Source organism: Neobacillus sp. GCM10027624, from assembly GCF_042675345.1.
GTDB lineage: Bacteria > Bacillota > Bacilli > Bacillales > Cytobacillaceae > Neobacillus > Neobacillus cucumis_D.
The window spans coordinates 15,430-31,871 of the sequence record NZ_JBHTHD010000023.1 but is presented as its reverse complement, the minus strand read 5'-3'; the positions used below and the strand labels follow the sequence as shown (position 1 = coordinate 31,871).

The window sequence follows — 16,442 nt, the reverse complement described above, 5'->3', positions numbered from 1 at the left end:
ATTTTTACAAATTTTTTAATTTGATTATGATAAATTGGTAAAGTATCCATAAAAAGTACAAGATGATACCCTCACAAATTCTGCTTTTCAATTCTAAACCTACACATTTTACATCATTTACTATTTTTTCATTTAATCGAGTCAGAAAATTCATTTTACATATTGGTTAATAAAACGCTTACATTATTTTACAGGTTGTGTAATGAAAAGCCTTTCTAGTATCTGTAAAATAGAATGAGATGCAGAATTTTCTGTAATATTTTTTGAAAAGGAGGCTGGACTTTTCATCTAGTAAACCAATCGATATTTTGTGAAGCGCTTACATTTTTGCTAGAATCCTATTCATATATAAGGAGGGTTTCTCATTGGCAAGTGAAAACATGCAGCGTATTTCCTTAACTAATCTTGAAAAAAACTTTCAAGAGGTAGAACCGGCCCTAACAAACCGCGAGGCAATGGAAGAGGCAAATCGTTGTCTTTATTGTTATGATGCCCCATGTATTAAGGCCTGTCCGACCGGGATTGATATTCCAACCTTTATTAAAAAAATTGCCTCTGGAAATTTGCTTGGATCAGCGAAAACGATTATGTCTTCCAATCCTGTCGGCGCCAGCTGTGCAAGAGTATGTCCCACAGAGGAGCTTTGTGAGGGTGCATGTGTCCTAAATCATTCTACAAAGCCGATTATGATTGGAAACTTGCAAAGATATGCAACGGATTGGGCGATTCAAAACGAACAAACTCTTTTCCAGCCTGGTGAATCTAACGGAAAGTCAGTTGCCATTATCGGCGGCGGTCCTGCGGGATTATCAGCTGCGAGGGAACTTGCCCGGTTTGGGTATGATGTAACGATTTTCGAAGCTGCAGAAAAAGCGGGCGGATTGAATACCTTTGGGATCGTCTCCTTCCGTTTACCACAATCTATTTCCTTCTGGGAAGTCCATCAAGTTGAAAAATTAAATGTGAAAATCAAGACGAATACGATGGTGGGCAGAGATGTATCGCCTGAATATTTAAAGGAAAACTTTGATCTAATTGTTTTAGCAGCAGGGATGGCACATGTTCCTAACCTTGGTATTGAAGGAGAGGAACTAGATGGTGTGCATGATGCAATCGAATTTGTAAAGGCAACAAAGGGCGGCCGTCTTGTAAATGACTTGGTAGGAAAGCGTGTAGTTGTGATTGGGGCGGGGAATACGGCAATTGACGGTGCAACCTGTTCCGTTCGTTTAGGTGCCGAAAACGTCAAGATTCTCTACCGGAGAACGGAAGAGGAAATGACCGCTTATGACTTTGAATATGAATTTGCCAAACAAGATGGTGTTGAGTTTCGCTGGTTAACGGCACCAAAGAGAATCCTTGGGGAAAACGGCAAGGTAACTGGTATTGAGTGCATAAAAATGAAGCTTGGTGAACCGGAAAAAGACGGCCGACGGAGCCCTGTTCCAATCGAAGGCTCAGAATTTGTCCTTCCGGTTGATGCGGTGATAAAAGCAATCGGACAAACAAGGCATTTATCCTTAATCGAGGCACTCGGACTGAAACATAAAGGTGGAGTCGTACAAGTCAATCAGGAAACTTGCCAAACCTCAGAACCGAATATTTTTGCCTGCGGTGATATTGTGTTCGGTAAAGGAAAAGGGGATGCGATGGTCGTTACAGCGGCTAAGCAGGGGAAACAGGTTGCTCATGCAATTCACAAACAAGTCACTGCGGTAGGAACCGTTTAATAGATTGATATTATTTGGAAATTAGAAGGGAGTAAAAAGGATGGCAGATTTACGAATTAATCTTGCGGGGATCAAGTCTCCAAATCCGTTCTGGCTTGCTTCGGCACCTCCTACAAATTCCGGCTACCAGGTACAGCGAGCATTTGAAGCTGGCTGGGGAGGAGCCGTTTGGAAAACTTTAGGTGACCCAATTTTAAACGTTTCCTCACGGTTTGCGGCTGTCAGCTTTAATGGGCAAAGAGTAGCAGGCTTTAATAATATTGAATTGATTACCGACCGGCCATTGGAGGTCAATTTAAAAGAAATCTATGAAACGAAAAAACGCTTCCCAAACCATGCGATTATCGCGTCCTTGATGGTGGAGCCAAAACAGGAAAAATGGCATGAAATCGTCAAGCGTGTTGAGGATGTTGGGGTTGACGGTCTTGAACTCAACTTCGGCTGTCCGCATGGTATGGCGGAGCGGGGGATGGGAGCTGCTTCTGGACAGGTTCCAGCTCTTGTTGAACGCCAAACCTTCTGGGTCAAAGAAGTAGCGAAAACACCTGTTATAGTAAAATTAACGCCGAATATTACCGATATTACGGCAACGGCTGAAGCGGCTGTGCAAGGTGGTGCAGATGCCATTAGTATGATCAATACGATCAACAGTTTAGCTGGCGTTGATCTAGACACGTGGAATACGATTCCGCATGTTGCTGGCAAGGGTGCCCACGGCGGCTATTGCGGTCCGGCTGTTAAACCAATTGCCCTCAACATGGTGGCTGAATGTGCCCGCCATCCACGAATCAATGTGCCAATCTCCGGAATTGGCGGAATTTCAAATTGGCAGGATGCTGTTGAATTTTTATTAATGGGTGCAACTGGCGTTCAGGTGTGTACAGCGGCCATGCATCACGGCTTCCGAATTGTTGAAGACATGATTGAAGGGTTAAGCAATTATCTTGACCAAAAAGGAATTTCTGCCGTTTCTGAAATAGTTGGCAAATCTGTACCTAAATATTCCGATTGGGGAAATTTGGACCTTAACTATAATATTGTGGCAAAAATTAATACGGATGTCTGTATCAATTGTAATAAATGCCATATTGCATGTGAGGATACGTCTCACCAATGTATCGATATGCTGACAGATGCAAACGGAAAGGGCTATCTCAAAGTGCGTGAAGAGGACTGTGTCGGCTGTAATTTATGTTCGATTGTCTGCCCAGTCGACGGGGCCATTGACATGATTGAGGTTCCAAGTGAACTGCCTCCGATGACATGGAATGAACGCCAAGCAGCACTCAATGCGGCAACGGAATGTAAAGTAGATATAAAATAGGAGGGATATTCCCATGAAGAAAATAATAAAAAATGGAACAGTTGTTACTGCTTCCGATACCTATCAAGCGGAAATTTTAATTGAAGATGGAAAGGTAGCTCAAATTGGGACGAACCTTGAAGCTCTTGGAGCAGAGGTCATTGATGCAAAGGGCTGCTATGTCTTCCCAGGCGGAGTGGATCCGCACACCCATTTCGATATGCCTTTTGGCGGTACCGTTACAAAGGACGATTTTGAAACAGGTACGATTGGTGCAGCTTTTGGCGGCACGACAACAGTCATTGATTTTTGCTTAACAGACAAAGGGGTACCATTAAAAAATGCCATCCAAACCTGGCACGAAAAGTCAGGAGAAAAAGCAGTCATTGATTATGGATTCCACCTAATGATTGGTGAAATTAATGACGATGTTCTTGCCCAGCTTCCGCAGGTAATTAATGAGGAAGGGATTACATCCTTTAAGGTTTTCATGGCCTATAAAAATGTTCTGCAGGCAGATGATGAAACCTTATACCGGACGCTTGCTTTCGCAAAAGAACACGGCGCGCTCGTTATGGTCCATGCAGAGAATGGGGATGTCATTGATTATTTAACGAAAAAGGCACTGGCGGATGGAAATACCGATCCAATTTACCATGCGTTAACAAGACCACAGGAATTAGAAGGAGAAGCAACTGGCCGTGCTGCAAAGCTTACCGGACTGGCAAATTCGCAATTATATGTGGTCCATGTCACCTGTGCGGATGCAGTAGAGCAGATTGCTGAAGCGCGCAAAAAAGGTTTTAACGTCTGGGGAGAGACTTGCCCACAATATTTGGTTCTCGACCAAAGCTATTTGGAAAAACCTAATTTTGAGGGAGCAAAATATGTTTGGTCTCCGCCACTTAGAGAAAAGTGGAATCAGGATGTGCTGTGGAATGCCTTGAAGAATGGGGAGCTGCAGACACTTGGTTCTGATCAATGTTCCTTTGATTTCAAAGGACAAAAGGAATTAGGCCGCGGTGATTTCTCGAAAATTCCAAACGGCGGGCCAATTGTTGAAGATCGTCTTTCCATCCTATTTTCGGAAGGCGTAAAGAAAGGCAGAATCAATCTGAATCAATTTGTTGAACTAACTTCAACAAGGGCTGCTAAACTATTTGGTTTATTCCCGAAGAAAGGAACCATCGCAGTGGGAGCAGATGCTGATATCGTCATCTTCGATCCAAATGTTGAACGTGTGATTTCAGCTGAAACGCATCATTTGGCTGTTGATTATAATGCTTTCGAGGGCATGAAGGTAACGGGTGAACCGGTTTCTGTTATGGTTCGTGGTGAATTTGTTGTGAGGGATAAGCAGTTAGTTGCAAAACCAGGAACTGGTCAATTTTTAAAGAGAGCAAAATACAATACTCCAGTCATTCAAAGTGAATCATTACCAATTAACTAAATTAACTCTTCGAATCTGTAATTGTTTTATCAAGAGATTGTAGATTCGATATTTTGGAAGGAAACAGAGGCCGTTTTGTAGAAAGTATAGAATTGAATCGGAGGGATACCATGTCGGAGCATCAGCAGTTTCTAGCTGAACGGGATAAAATCGATTTTCTTATTCAAAATGGTTTTCGTATTCAGCGGGTCAATGAACATTTAAATGGTGCATCTGTAGATTTTGTACATCCTGAAGAAAAAAAGACAGAAACACTTCTGATTGGAAATGCAAATGCCAGAAAATATTTTTCTAGTTTGCTTATTCAACAGAGGCAAAGCGGATAAATTGAAAAAGGATTGGTGCCCGCACCAATCCTTTAATACATATAAAGGGGCCAGATACATGAAAGAAAATTTCCAGCTTAAGGTCTCCGATATCTTACGGCGCAAGCACTTTGAAAATGCGATTGTGGTTGCTGGTGCTGAGGGGCTGCATCACATTGTCAAATGGGTTCATGTCGTTGAAGTAAAAAATATCCGAAATTTACTAAGCGGTCAGGAGCTTATTTTATCAACAGGTGTCGCCTGGAAGGAAGACCATCTATTTTTTACAATGGTTGAACAATTAATTGAAAATCAGGCGGCTGGCCTATGCATTGAACTAGGAACCTATTTAACTGAAATACCAACTGAAGTGATTGAAATTGCCAACCAGCATCATTTTCCCATCATTGCTTTTCAACAAGAAGTTCCCTTCGTTGAAATTACACAGGATATTCATTCCGTGATGATCAATCAACAATATCGAATGATTTCTGATTTAGAGAACTATTCACAAAGCCTGAATAAAAGGCTGTTATCCATTGAAACGCATGAGGATATCCTCCAATTTATTTTTTCGTCCTTAGATGTTCAAATTATTTTCCGCCTTAGAAATCAGGAATACGAGTTTGTTCCTGAAATCAATGGAGATGATCAAAAGGCTTTAATTAAAGAACTGGAAGGTGCAAAAGCCGGGATCAATCGTCAATTTGCCCTTGCACCAATTTATTTGTTTGGCCAGGAATATGCTGAGTTATATCTGTACTCACCTGAACTTCCAATCAGTGAATTTGATTTACTGATTTTAGATCGCACCGCAACAGCCTTGGCACAGCATTTATTAAGGGATTTGTATGTGGAGGAGAAAAAACGGGTTGAAGAATTTGAATGGCTTCAAGGGTGGTTAGACGGAGAACATTCAGAGGAAGGGATAAACGAGTATTTACTTGAGCAAGGGTTCAAGCCAAAAACAAGTGATGCAGTTGTTTTAATTGCAAAGGTTTCTGCGGTAAAGGAAAAATCCAGTCAAGATGTAACCTACTTAAAACTATTATTCCGCTCTGTGTTTGAACAAAATGGCTTTGCTGCATTTTCGGTCGAGAAACGCAATTCCTTGGTATTTATTTTGTTGAACAATCGAACGAAAAAGAATTTAAAGGAACGAATTAAAAAGGCTATTGAGTCTATCCATGAATCTGAGTTTATGAAAAAGCAAAACACAGCCAAAATGTTTATTGGAACCGGCAAGTTTGTCGAATCTCTTTGTAAACTCCATAAAAGCTATTTTACCGCAAGGGAAACAGTAAGAATTCATCAGGAAATGACAAAAAAAGAACTCTACACCTTTTATGAAGATTTACATCTCTATCGACTCATTTCGCAAATTAATAAACATATAGATTTACAGGAGTTAGTCTTGGAATACTTACAGCCTGTTATACAATATGACCAAAAATACAATGGTAAGCTGCTTGAAACCTTAAAGGCGTATTTGGAATGTAATGGGTCGAAACAAGAAACTTCCAATAGGCTTTTTATCGTGAGACAGACCCTTTATCATCGTTTGCAAAAGCTCGAAAATCTGTTGGGTCCGGACTTTATGGAGCATGAAAAACGGGTAGCTATTGAATTTATGATTCTTGTTAATGATTATTTAGCACCATCTGGGCAAAAAAAAGAATTTAAGGCAAGGTAGTCTTGAATATTCGAATAATATTCTAGAAGAGTGTTCATAATGTTGAAAAAATAATGCTCGCCATTTTACACTTTGTCTAATGAAAGCCTTTTAATTATGAGCGATAATTAACACATAGGGATTTTTAATATTCATAAAATTATGGGTAAAAATAGGAGGCCAAAATATGAGCGTAATAAAAAATGATACTTTAGTTTTAAAAAACTATATTAACGGTGAGTGGGTTAGCTCCAACAGCGAGCAAACATTAGATGTGCTGAATCCGGCAACCAATGAAGTAATTGCAAAGGTTCCAGTTTCAACAAAGGAAGATGTCGAAAAAGCTGTCGCAGCTGCAAAGGCATCCTTTAAAGCGTGGAAAAACGTTCCGGTTCCAAAAAGAGCGCGTATTCTATTTAAATTTCACACTCTCTTAACTGACAATCATGAAGAGCTTGCTAGATTAATTGTTCGGGAAAATGGTAAGGCTTACAAGGAAGCCCACGGAGAGGTGCAGCGCGGGATTGAATGTGTTGAATTTGCAGCTGGTGCTCCAACCTTAATGATGGGTGAAACTCTATCGGGGATTGCGGAAAATATTGATTCGGAAATGTTCCGTTATCCGCTTGGAGTTGTGGGAGGAATTACGCCATTTAACTTCCCAATGATGGTTGCCCTTTGGATGTTCCCGATGGCTGTTGCTTGCGGGAATGCCTTTGTTTTAAAACCATCTGAGCGCACACCGCTTTTGGCTAACCGTTTAGCTGAACTATTTACAGAAGCCGGGGCTCCAAAAGGAATTTTAAATGTTGTTCACGGTGCTCACGATGTTGTAAATGGATTACTTGATCATAAAGATGTTGCTGCTATCTCCTTTGTAGGATCTCAGCCGGTTGCCAAATATGTATATGAGCGTGCAGCCGCGGAAGGCAAAAGAGTCCAGGCATTGTCCGGTGCGAAAAACCATCATATCGTAATGCCGGATGCTGATTTAGATAAGGCTGTTCAAAATATTATCAGTTCTACATTTGGAAGTGCCGGCCAGCGTTGTATGGCATGTAGTGCCGTGGTCGTTGTTGGGGATAATGCTCCATTTATTGAGGCATTAAAAAAGGAAGCAGATGAATTAATCATTGGAAATGGGATGGATGACGAGGTGTTATTGACTCCTGTTATTCGGAAAGAACAACGGGAACGAGCTCTTGGATATATCGAAAAAGCGCTTCAAGAGGGTGCTGATTTAATCCGGGACGGTCGCAGAGAAATGAATGATCTTCCGGAAGGAAATTTCTTAGGTCCTACTATCTTTGACCATGTAACACCGGATATGACGATTGCGAAAGAAGAAATTTTCGGTCCTGTTTTAAGTCTTCTGCGTGCAAAAGACTTAGATGAAGGTTTGGAATATATCCGTAAATCAAGGTTTGGTAACGGAGCAACCATTTATACAAATGATGCAAAAGCAGTCCGTCAATTCCGTGAAGAAGCAGAAGCGGGAATGCTCGGAATTAACGTAGGTGTCCCTGCAACAATGGCCTTCTTCCCATTCTCCGGCTGGAAGGATTCCTTCTACGGTGATCTCCATGTTAATGGAAAAGATGGCTTAAACTTCTATACTCGTAAAAAAATGATTACCTCACGTTTTTAATTAGCCTTCTTGCTGAGATGGGGCTTTTACCAAAGCCCCCTCGGCGCATCATAAATAGTGAAGAATATACTATTAAAAGAGCATGAAATGGAGTGTGGAGAGAATGGTTCAAACAAGTGGATCACAGGAAACATTACTTGAACAGGATGATCGTTATCTTTGGCATGCGATGAAGCCTTATAATCCAAAAGCAACGATCGTGGCCCAGAAGGCTGAGGGTTCATGGGTTACCGACAACGACGGAAAACGTTATTTAGATGCTATGGCTGGTCTATGGTGCGTCAATGTTGGCTATGGAAGACAGGAGCTCGCAGAAGCTGCCTATGAGCAATTAAAAGAAATGGCCTATTTCCCGCTTTCCCAAAGCCATGTTCCAGCTATTAAACTGGCAGAAAAGCTAAATGAAATGCTTGGGGATGAATATGTCATCTTTTTCTCCAATAGTGGTTCTGAAGCAAATGAAACTGCATTCAAAATTGTACGCCAATACCATCAGCAAAAAGGCGACCACAATCGCTATAAAATTGTTTCCCGATACCGGGCGTACCACGGGAACTCAGGTGCCGCTTTAGCAGCAACTGGCCAGGCACAAAGAAAATACAAATACGAGCCGCTTTCTGCTGGCTTTGTTCATATCGCTCCTCCGGATTCTTATCGTGATGATACAAATGTATCCGATCCGCATCAATTGCAATCTGTTAAGGATATTGACCGTGTTATGACGTGGGAGCTTAGCGAAACGATTGCCGCAATGATTATGGAACCAATTATCACTGGTGGAGGAATTCTTGTACCACCGGAAGGGTACATGAAGGCGGCTAAGGAAATTTGTGAGAAGCATGGTGCCCTTTTAATTGTGGATGAAGTCATTTGCGGATTTGGCCGCACCGGGAAACCATTCGGATTTATGAACTACGGTGTGAAGCCTGATATCATTACGATGGCAAAAGGTATTACCAGTGCTTATCTTCCATTATCCGCAACAGCTGTTCGAAAGGAAATTTATGAAGCGTTTAAAGGTACGGAAGAATATGATTATTTCCGCCATGTCAACACCTTTGGCGGGAACCCGGCAGCTTGTGCCTTGGCATTGAAAAATCTTGAAATCATGGAAAGTGAAAAATTATTTGACCGTTCCCGTGATTTAGGGGCAAAGGTATTGAATGACTTAAAGAACTTGCTGCAAAACCATCCATATGTTGGCGATGTCCGCGGTAAGGGCCTTTTAATCGGACTTGAATTAGTAAAGGATAAGGCGACAAAGGAACCACTGGATGTTGCTCTTGTCAACCAGGTCATTGCAAGCTGTAAGGAGAAAGGTTTATTAATTGGTAAAAACGGGGCAACAGTTGCCGGATATAATAATGTTTTAACCCTTTCTCCACCATTAAATATAGAAGTGGAAGATTTAGAGTTCATTGTAAAAACATTAACGGAAGCATTAAATAAATTGGTATAAAATAAAGAATCGCTCGCAATCCTAGGATTGCGGGTATTTTTTGTGTTACTGTCTATAATTTATTTTATAGACAGTTTCTTGGGAATCGAAAGAATTTAGTCTAATATATTTTAAAAAAATGTCGGAATTTTTCGAGAGAGACAATTGACAGTAAAAAATGGTAAGTTATAATAAAATTAACAAAAGTTCAAAAAAATTTTTACATAATTTCAACCTTTAAAAAATTTAAAGGTTGATGAAAACGTTTTCTTTTCAAAAACATATTCTTAGGAGAATTTACGATGGCGGATGAAAAACTTTTGCGCTTGGTGGAAGCAGCTAAAATGTACTACCAACTAGATTACGGTCAGCAGGAAATTGCCAAGAGACTAGGTATTTCCCGTCCAACCGTATCCAGGCTCCTTGTCCAGGCAAAACAAGAGGGTATTGTTCAAATTAAAATTTTTAATCCAACCGAAGATGTTGAGCAAATTGCACGGCAAGTGAAGGAAAAGTTTCAGCTTAAACACTGTGTTGTTACCCCTGTAGCAAGCTTTGAAGATCCACTAATAAAAGAAAAACTGGGTGTGGCCGCGGCCGATTATCTTTATAAGATTGTGGAAAGCGGTGATACAATCGGGATTACATGGGGAACCACAATATATCAACTCGTGAAAAAAATGCAGCCAAAGAATGTAAAGGACGTTACCATTGTCCAGTTGAACGGTGGGGTAAGTTATTCAGAGTCCAATACATATGCAGCAGAGATTGTTAATGGATTGGCAAACGCATTTAATACAACTCCTCACTTTTTACCAGTACCTGCCATTGTGGATTCGAATGTTGTCAAAGAGGCGATTGTGGCTGACCGACATCTGAAAAAAACACTAGAGCTTGGGAAAAAAGCCAATATTGCCATTTATACAGTAGGGGAACCTGGTGTGCAATCGACTCTAATGCAAGCAGGCTATTTTTTCGATAAGGATATTGAAATATTAAGGAAAAACAAGACAGTTGGGGATATTTGTTCGCGGTTTATTAATCAGGAAGGGCAAATATGCAATGAAACCTTAAATGAACGTACCATAGGAATTCAACTGTCAGATTTAGCTGAGAAAGAATATGGGATTTTGCTGGCAGGGGGAGCATCGAAAATTGACGGTATCTACGGTGCGCTAACCGGCGGCTATGCAAATATTCTGATTACCGATCAATATACAGCGAGGTCATTACTGGAAATGGAGAGTGATGACCCGGAATGAATAAAGAAAAAATTCGAGCGATTGTCGAGGGAGTTGTAAAAGCATCACTAAAAGAATCAAAATTTGTGCCGATTGCAGCTTCAAATCGGCACATCCACTTGTCAGTAGAGCATGTAGACCGGTTATTCGGCAGGGGTTACAAATTAACAAAACTTAAGGAGTTATCGCAACCGAACCAATTTGCTGCTAAGGAAACCGTGACACTGATTGGTCCTAAAGGAAAAATCAAAAATGTCCGCGTCCTTGGCCCTTCTAGGGGAAAGACCCAAGTGGAGATATCCTTATTCGACGGCTATACACTTGGGGTAAATCCCCCAATCCGTCAATCAGGTGATCTTACAGGCTCGGAAGGGATTACGATTCAAGGACCGAGGGGGCAAATTCAAATTCAAGAAGGGCTTATTTGTGCCGCACGTCATGTTCATATGCATCCAAGTGATGCTGAAAACTTTGGCGTTTCAGATGGTGATTATGTTCAAGTGAAAACATGGGGAGAGCGGGGAATTATTTTTTCCAATGTTCTTATTCGTGTTTCTCACAAGTACAGACTTGAGATGCACCTTGATCTAGATGAGGCAAACGCTGCCAACCTTAAAAATGGACTATTGGGAGAAATTGTTTCCATTGAGAGGAAAGGTGGTGGCCAATTGAATGGATTTGAGCGACACAGTTAAACAAATTGTTCAGAACGTAGTCGAAGATTACCTACAGCAACTATCACAACATCATAGCAGGAAGCCGATTACTATTCTATTAGGTTATCAAACTATCAATCAAACAGAAGTTTTGGAAGCGGTTTCTACATTCCAACAGTCCTATGATGTTAAAGTCCTTTTAACAAAGGATTGGGTGCCGTCTGAACTGAACGAAACTAAGTACATTCTTATGCAGGATGCAACACAACAGGAATTGATGGAGATCATTAACCAAACATCTATTTTGGTTATTCCGGCTGCGTCCTATCAGCTTTTAACAAAGCTTGCATTATCCATTGATGATGAAGCAGCCGTCTGGTTCGCGATTCAAACCCAATTACTCGGGAAGCCGATTGTGATTGCCAGTGATCAGGTTGAACCCAATGTTTATCAACAAATACTTGCACCACCATCCGTCCTGCAGCGTTTACAAGGCTATATTCGTCAAATCCAGACAGATCAAGTGAAATGGGTGCCATTACGCAAGTTAGTCCAGACGGTTGAACAGCAATTGAAGGATCATGAGGATAAGCAGCCTCTTATTCTAGGTAAACATATTGAAAAAGCATATCAAGAAGGGTTAAAGGAAATTTCCACACCTTTTAAAAGCAAGGTAACACCTGTTGCCAAGGACCTCGCAAAAGAATTCAACATTAAAATTAATCCTTGAAGGGGGTGAAGCTTGTGATCGTTGGAAAAGTGGTTGGATCGATTGTATCCACCACAAAAGCAGAGAAATTAGTCGGGAAAAAGCTTCTGATTGTTACACCGCTGGATATGAAAACGATGAAAGAAGACGGTAAACCGCTTGTTGCGATTGATACAGTCGGTTCTGGAGAAGGTGAGGTCGTGTTAGTTGTCAGCGGCAGCTCTGCTAGGCAGACAGAAATCACCAATGGAGTCCCTGTTGATGCGGCAATTATTGGGATTGTCGATCAAATTGAAATAGAAGGGGCGTTAACTTTCCTTAAAGGAGGTTCATAGGTTTGCAGATTACCGAATCCGATATTAAAAAAATGGTAGAGCAAGTGCTACAGCAGTTAGACACGAAAACAGTTCCACCAGAACCCGTAGATGAAGTAAGTCTCGGACATGGTGTGTTCACAACCGTAGACGAAGCGGCAGCTGCTGCAAAAGTGGCATGGGAGAAGCTAAGGAAGCTCCCAATTGCTACAAGAAGAAGTATGATTGAAAAAATGCGTGACGTCAGCCGTGAACATGCGGAAGACTTAGCAAAACTCGCGGTTGAAGAAACTGGCTTAGGTCGCGTGGAAGATAAAATTGCTAAAATCCTGCTGGCCACAAATAAAACACCCGGGGTTGAAGATTTGGTCAGTACATCTTTTTCCGGAGATAATGGACTGACGGTTGTGGAATATGCACCAATTGGTGTATTTGGCTCGATTACACCGTCAACCAATCCGGCTGCAACGGTGATCAATAATTCCATTTCGCTCATCGCAGCGGGTAATACAGTGGTCTACAACCCACACCCAAGTGCAAAACGTGTTTCGATTAAAACCTTACAGCTGCTAAATCAGGCGATCGTAGCTGCAGGGGGTCCGGAAAATACCTTGACGTCTGTAGCAACCCCAAATCTAGAAACTTCAGCACAAGTGATGAATCACCCGCTTGTGAATGCACTAGTGGTGACAGGCGGGGGCCCTGTTGTCAAAGCGGCGATGGCCGTTGGGAAAAAAGTCATTGCCGCCGGTCCAGGAAATCCTCCTGTTGTCATTGATGAAACTGCAGTATTATCAAAGGCTGCTGTCGATATTGTGAAGGGTGCAAGCTTTGATAACAATATTTTATGTACCGCAGAAAAAGAAGTCTTTGTTGTAGATAAGGCCGCCAATACCCTCAAAGCAGAAATGGTGAAGAATGGTGCTGTTGAATTAAAGGGTTTTCAGCTAGAAAAAGTATTGGAGAAAGTTTTAATTAAGAAAAATGATAAGTTCTATCCAAACAGAGATTATATTGGAAAGGATGCCTCTGCCATCTTACAAGCAGCAGGAATACAGGCAAGCCCAAATGTAAGATTAATAATTGCTGAAACTACAAAGGACCACCCGCTTGTAATGACAGAAATGCTGATGCCAATCCTGCCAATCGTTCGAGTACCAGATGTTGATCAAGCAATTGAACTTGCGGTAATTGCTGAAAAAGGAAATCGCCACACAGCCATCATGCATTCGCAAAACATTACGAATTTAACAAAAATGGCGCAGGAAATCCAGGCCACAATTTTTGTGAAAAATGGTCCATCTGTAGCAGGGTTAGGCTTTGAAAGTGAAGGCTTTACAACCTTGACTATTGCCGGACCAACCGGTGAGGGGCTAACCTCTGCTCGAACCTTTACTCGCCAGCGCCGCTGCGTTTTAGTAGATGGATTAAGAATTATATAAAGTGGTGAAGTAGATTGCCAGAATTACTAAAAGAAGGTCAGAAAGAAACAAATAAAAAGAAAAATACAATACCAAAGGTCCAAAGAGGAGGAATAAACATGAGTCAAGAAGCATTAGGAATGATTGAAACAAAAGGATTAATCGGTGCCATTGAAGCAGCAGATGCGATGGTGAAGGCCGCAAACGTTACATTAGTTGGCAGAGAATTTGTCGGTGCTGGTCTTGTTACGGTTATGGTTCGCGGCGATGTTGGTGCTGTGAAGGCGGCAACTGAGGCTGGAGCTGAAGCTGCACAGCGTGTTGGAACGCTGCTTTCTGTACACGTGATTCCACGTCCAAACAGCGAGGTTGACGGAATTTTACCGAAAGCAGAATAAGGTGAATCCAAATGGAACCGTCCATTGAAAACTATATTAAAAATCTGGTCAGAGATGCAATTTTAAATCTGCAGTTTCAAAACGATCGGCAAACTTATGTGATTGCCAATTGGAAAATGAACAAAACGATCGCGGAAGCAAGTGAATTTTTTCAAAATTTAAATGGCAGGCAGGATGTAAATATTGTCGTTTGTCCACCGGCACCGCTGTTATATCCCGTACAGCTCCTTATCGAGCAATTTAAGAAGCCGATTGGTTTAGGTGGACAAAATGTCCATTGGGAAGAAAAAGGTGCTTATACGGGTGAGATTTCTACAGAAATGCTAAAGGATGTTGGCTGCGAATATGCCATCATCGGACATTCTGAAAGAAGACAGTACTTTCTAGAAGATGATGCAGCAATTAACGGAAAAGTAAAAAAAGCCTTAAAGGCTGGTCTCATACCCATTCTTTGTGTGGGTGAAACATTGGAGGAAAAAAATCTCCTCCAAACGGAACAGGTTTTGTCCAGACAGCTATTCGGAGCTCTAAAGGATATAGAGACAAGTCAGTTGATTATTGCCTACGAACCGGTTTGGGCGATTGGGTCAGGGCAATCCGCAACAGCGGATCTGGCTGAGCAAACACACGCCTACATCCGTTCCGTTTTAGAGCGGGTCCTTGGGAAACGTGCTGAAAGCATTTCGATTCTGTACGGCGGGTCCGTAAATGGAGAAAATGCGGCTGATTATAGTAGGATGCCCAATATTGATGGCGTACTTGTTGGCGGAGCCAGCTTGAATGCTGCATCTTTTGATGAAATCATTGATGTATTTGCCAAAGGAGAACCTAACAAATGAAAAAAGTTGCAATTGGCTGTGATCATGGTGGATACGAACTTAAGGAATCCTTAAAAAAATATTTAACCGAATTAGGCTATGAATATCTTGATTTTGGCTGCCATGCAAAGGAATCAGTTGATTATCCGGATATTGCCTTTTTAGTCGGCGAAACTGTTGCCACAAACACTGATTATGTCGGTATCATGATTGATGGTGTCGGGATTGGCAGTGGCATGGTGTTAAACAAAATTCCAGGTATCCGTGCTGGGGTTTGCTGGGACCTATCCTCTGTGATTAACAGCCGCGAGCATAATAATGCAAATGTACTCTCGATTGGAGGGCAATTTATCGGTGAGGGCTTGGCTAAGCAATTAGTGAAGGCATGGCTGAAAACAGATTTTGCCGGCGGCCGCCACGATCGCCGTGTAACGAAAATTATGGAGATTGAGAGTCGTTTCTTACATCGCTAGAAAGCGGGTATTAATATGTTTGTAGCCAAAGTGATTGGGAAAATGATCTGCACACATAAAAATGATAATTTAAGAGGTTTAAAGCTGATGGTAGTTCAACCAGTTGACGACCAATTAGAGGATAAAGGAAAACCAATTGTGGCTATTGATACGATTGGGCAGTCCGGTGAGGGAGACCTTGTTTACCTAGCCAAAAGTAAGGAGTCTTCCATCCCGCTTGGTAAAGATTTAGTTCCTTCTGATGCAGGTATTATGGGAATTATTGAGTATTACAATGTGGAAAAGAGAATGGAGGAATAATAGATGAGTAACGCTTTAGGAATGATTGAAACAAAAGGTTTAGTTGGTGCAATTGAAGCTGCAGACGCGATGATGAAAGCGGCAAATGTTTCTTTATTAGGAAAAGTTCAGGTTGGCGGCGGTTTGGTTACGGTTATGGTTCGCGGCGATGTTGGTGCGGTTAAAGCAGCAACCGAAGCGGGTGCAGAAGCAGCGCAGCGCGTAGGCGAGTTTTTATCCGTGCACGTGATCCCACGGCCACATTCTGATATTGAAAAAATCCTTCCAGCAGCTAAATAATGAAGCTGGCCAAAGTCGTTGGAAATGTCGTATCAACGATTAAAACGCCTAGTCATCAAAACAAGAAGCTTATGGTTGTCATCCCTGTGGATGCAACTGGAAAAGAGTGCGGCGATGCAATGATTGCCATTGATCATTTTCATGCCGGGGTTGGCGATTATGTTCTTGTTATTGAAGAAGGCGGTTCGGCACGTGAGATTTTGGGTGACCCAAAGGGTGCATTTGATGCCGTGATTGCCGGAATCGTTGACCGATTACATTAATGTGGGGTGAACACGTTGCAAATT

The 16,442-nt window shown here is 41.7% G+C and carries 18 protein-coding genes; all 18 read left to right on the top strand.

Annotation, left to right across the window (positions count from 1 at the left end):
- The first annotated feature begins 380 nt into the window (after positions 1–380).
- The 18 genes from ACFQZ9_RS27075 (at position 381) to ACFQZ9_RS26990 (ending at position 16,418) form a co-directional block, all read left to right on the top strand.
- A complete protein-coding gene (locus ACFQZ9_RS27075; protein ID WP_498946743.1) occupies positions 381–1,730 on the top strand; it encodes an NAD(P)-dependent oxidoreductase in 1,350 nt (449 codons plus the stop codon).
- Between the two features lie 40 nt (positions 1,731–1,770).
- Positions 1,771–3,054 carry an NAD-dependent dihydropyrimidine dehydrogenase subunit PreA gene (gene preA, locus ACFQZ9_RS27070; RefSeq protein ID WP_198311661.1) on the top strand — a complete coding sequence of 428 codons (1,284 nt, stop codon included), beginning with the start codon at positions 1,771–1,773 and terminating at the stop codon, positions 3,052–3,054.
- A 13-nt stretch (positions 3,055–3,067) separates the two neighbouring features.
- Complete coding sequence (hydA, locus tag ACFQZ9_RS27065) at positions 3,068–4,483, top strand: dihydropyrimidinase (protein ID WP_498946481.1); 1,416 nt, start codon at positions 3,068–3,070, stop codon at positions 4,481–4,483.
- Between the two features lie 110 nt (positions 4,484–4,593).
- Positions 4,594–4,809 (top strand): hypothetical protein, encoded by a 216-nt coding sequence (locus ACFQZ9_RS27060; protein WP_498946480.1) that lies wholly within the window; start codon positions 4,594–4,596, stop codon positions 4,807–4,809.
- Positions 4,810–4,867: 58 nt separating this feature from the next.
- On the top strand, positions 4,868–6,481 hold the full coding sequence (locus ACFQZ9_RS27055) for a PucR family transcriptional regulator (protein WP_498946479.1): 1,614 nt from the start codon (positions 4,868–4,870) through the stop codon (positions 6,479–6,481).
- Positions 6,482–6,647: 166 nt separating this feature from the next.
- Positions 6,648–8,108 (top strand): CoA-acylating methylmalonate-semialdehyde dehydrogenase, encoded by a 1,461-nt coding sequence (locus tag ACFQZ9_RS27050; RefSeq protein WP_498946478.1) that lies wholly within the window; start codon positions 6,648–6,650, stop codon positions 8,106–8,108.
- A 103-nt stretch (positions 8,109–8,211) separates the two neighbouring features.
- Complete coding sequence (locus tag ACFQZ9_RS27045; RefSeq protein WP_498946477.1) at positions 8,212–9,567, top strand: aspartate aminotransferase family protein; 1,356 nt, start codon at positions 8,212–8,214, stop codon at positions 9,565–9,567.
- A gap of 281 nt (positions 9,568–9,848) precedes the next feature.
- The gene (gene deoR, locus ACFQZ9_RS27040; RefSeq protein ID WP_198311655.1) at positions 9,849–10,808 is read left to right on the top strand and encodes a DNA-binding transcriptional repressor DeoR; all 960 of its coding nucleotides are present in this window, start codon (positions 9,849–9,851) and stop codon (positions 10,806–10,808) included.
- On the top strand, positions 10,805–11,482 hold the full coding sequence (pduL, locus tag ACFQZ9_RS27035) for a phosphate propanoyltransferase (RefSeq protein WP_498946476.1): 678 nt from the start codon (positions 10,805–10,807) through the stop codon (positions 11,480–11,482). Before deoR ends, pduL begins: the two co-directional genes overlap by 4 nt.
- Positions 11,460–12,173: a hypothetical protein gene (locus ACFQZ9_RS27030; protein ID WP_498946474.1), complete on the top strand. Its 714-nt coding sequence runs from the start codon at positions 11,460–11,462 to the stop codon at positions 12,171–12,173. The genes pduL and ACFQZ9_RS27030 overlap by 23 nt, the downstream gene beginning before the upstream one ends.
- A gap of 14 nt (positions 12,174–12,187) precedes the next feature.
- Positions 12,188–12,487: a EutN/CcmL family microcompartment protein gene (locus ACFQZ9_RS27025; RefSeq protein WP_498946473.1), complete on the top strand. Its 300-nt coding sequence runs from the start codon at positions 12,188–12,190 to the stop codon at positions 12,485–12,487.
- Between the two features lie 2 nt (positions 12,488–12,489).
- The gene (locus tag ACFQZ9_RS27020; RefSeq protein ID WP_498946472.1) at positions 12,490–13,908 is read left to right on the top strand and encodes an aldehyde dehydrogenase family protein; all 1,419 of its coding nucleotides are present in this window, start codon (positions 12,490–12,492) and stop codon (positions 13,906–13,908) included.
- 98 nt (positions 13,909–14,006) lie between these two features.
- Complete coding sequence (locus ACFQZ9_RS27015) at positions 14,007–14,285, top strand: BMC domain-containing protein (protein WP_026576337.1); 279 nt, start codon at positions 14,007–14,009, stop codon at positions 14,283–14,285.
- Between the two features lie 11 nt (positions 14,286–14,296).
- Positions 14,297–15,124 carry a triose-phosphate isomerase family protein gene (gene tpiA / locus ACFQZ9_RS27010; RefSeq protein ID WP_498946471.1) on the top strand — a complete coding sequence of 276 codons (828 nt, stop codon included), beginning with the start codon at positions 14,297–14,299 and terminating at the stop codon, positions 15,122–15,124.
- Positions 15,121–15,576: an RpiB/LacA/LacB family sugar-phosphate isomerase gene (gene rpiB / locus ACFQZ9_RS27005; RefSeq protein ID WP_498946470.1), complete on the top strand. Its 456-nt coding sequence runs from the start codon at positions 15,121–15,123 to the stop codon at positions 15,574–15,576. Before tpiA ends, rpiB begins: the two co-directional genes overlap by 4 nt.
- Before the next feature lie 15 nt (positions 15,577–15,591).
- Entirely contained in the window at positions 15,592–15,876 is a 285-nt protein-coding gene (locus ACFQZ9_RS27000; protein ID WP_198311648.1) for a EutN/CcmL family microcompartment protein, read from the top strand.
- 3 nt (positions 15,877–15,879) lie between these two features.
- A complete protein-coding gene (locus ACFQZ9_RS26995; RefSeq protein ID WP_026576341.1) occupies positions 15,880–16,155 on the top strand; it encodes a BMC domain-containing protein in 276 nt (91 codons plus the stop codon).
- The gene (locus ACFQZ9_RS26990) at positions 16,155–16,418 is read left to right on the top strand and encodes a EutN/CcmL family microcompartment protein (RefSeq protein ID WP_198311647.1); all 264 of its coding nucleotides are present in this window, start codon (positions 16,155–16,157) and stop codon (positions 16,416–16,418) included. The genes ACFQZ9_RS26995 and ACFQZ9_RS26990 overlap by 1 nt, the downstream gene beginning before the upstream one ends.
- Positions 16,419–16,442: the final 24 nt, after the last annotated feature.

Coding starts and splice junctions, on each gene's coding strand:
- hydA (WP_498946481.1), top strand. CDS start 3,068: ATGAAGAAAATAATAAAAAATGGAACAGTTGTTACTGCTTCCGATACC.
- ACFQZ9_RS26995 (WP_026576341.1), top strand. CDS start 15,880: ATGAGTAACGCTTTAGGAATGATTGAAACAAAAGGTTTAGTTGGTGCA.
- rpiB (WP_498946470.1), top strand. CDS start 15,121: ATGAAAAAAGTTGCAATTGGCTGTGATCATGGTGGATACGAACTTAAG.
- pduL (WP_498946476.1), top strand. CDS start 10,805: ATGAATAAAGAAAAAATTCGAGCGATTGTCGAGGGAGTTGTAAAAGCA.
- ACFQZ9_RS26990 (WP_198311647.1), top strand. CDS start 16,155: ATGAAGCTGGCCAAAGTCGTTGGAAATGTCGTATCAACGATTAAAACG.
- ACFQZ9_RS27060 (WP_498946480.1), top strand. CDS start 4,594: ATGTCGGAGCATCAGCAGTTTCTAGCTGAACGGGATAAAATCGATTTT.
- ACFQZ9_RS27015 (WP_026576337.1), top strand. CDS start 14,007: ATGAGTCAAGAAGCATTAGGAATGATTGAAACAAAAGGATTAATCGGT.
- ACFQZ9_RS27000 (WP_198311648.1), top strand. CDS start 15,592: ATGTTTGTAGCCAAAGTGATTGGGAAAATGATCTGCACACATAAAAAT.
- ACFQZ9_RS27030 (WP_498946474.1), top strand. CDS start 11,460: ATGGATTTGAGCGACACAGTTAAACAAATTGTTCAGAACGTAGTCGAA.
- tpiA (WP_498946471.1), top strand. CDS start 14,297: ATGGAACCGTCCATTGAAAACTATATTAAAAATCTGGTCAGAGATGCA.
- ACFQZ9_RS27050 (WP_498946478.1), top strand. CDS start 6,648: ATGAGCGTAATAAAAAATGATACTTTAGTTTTAAAAAACTATATTAAC.
- preA (WP_198311661.1), top strand. CDS start 1,771: ATGGCAGATTTACGAATTAATCTTGCGGGGATCAAGTCTCCAAATCCG.
- ACFQZ9_RS27075 (WP_498946743.1), top strand. CDS start 381: ATGCAGCGTATTTCCTTAACTAATCTTGAAAAAAACTTTCAAGAGGTA.
- ACFQZ9_RS27045 (WP_498946477.1), top strand. CDS start 8,212: ATGGTTCAAACAAGTGGATCACAGGAAACATTACTTGAACAGGATGAT.
- ACFQZ9_RS27055 (WP_498946479.1), top strand. CDS start 4,868: ATGAAAGAAAATTTCCAGCTTAAGGTCTCCGATATCTTACGGCGCAAG.
- deoR (WP_198311655.1), top strand. CDS start 9,849: ATGGCGGATGAAAAACTTTTGCGCTTGGTGGAAGCAGCTAAAATGTAC.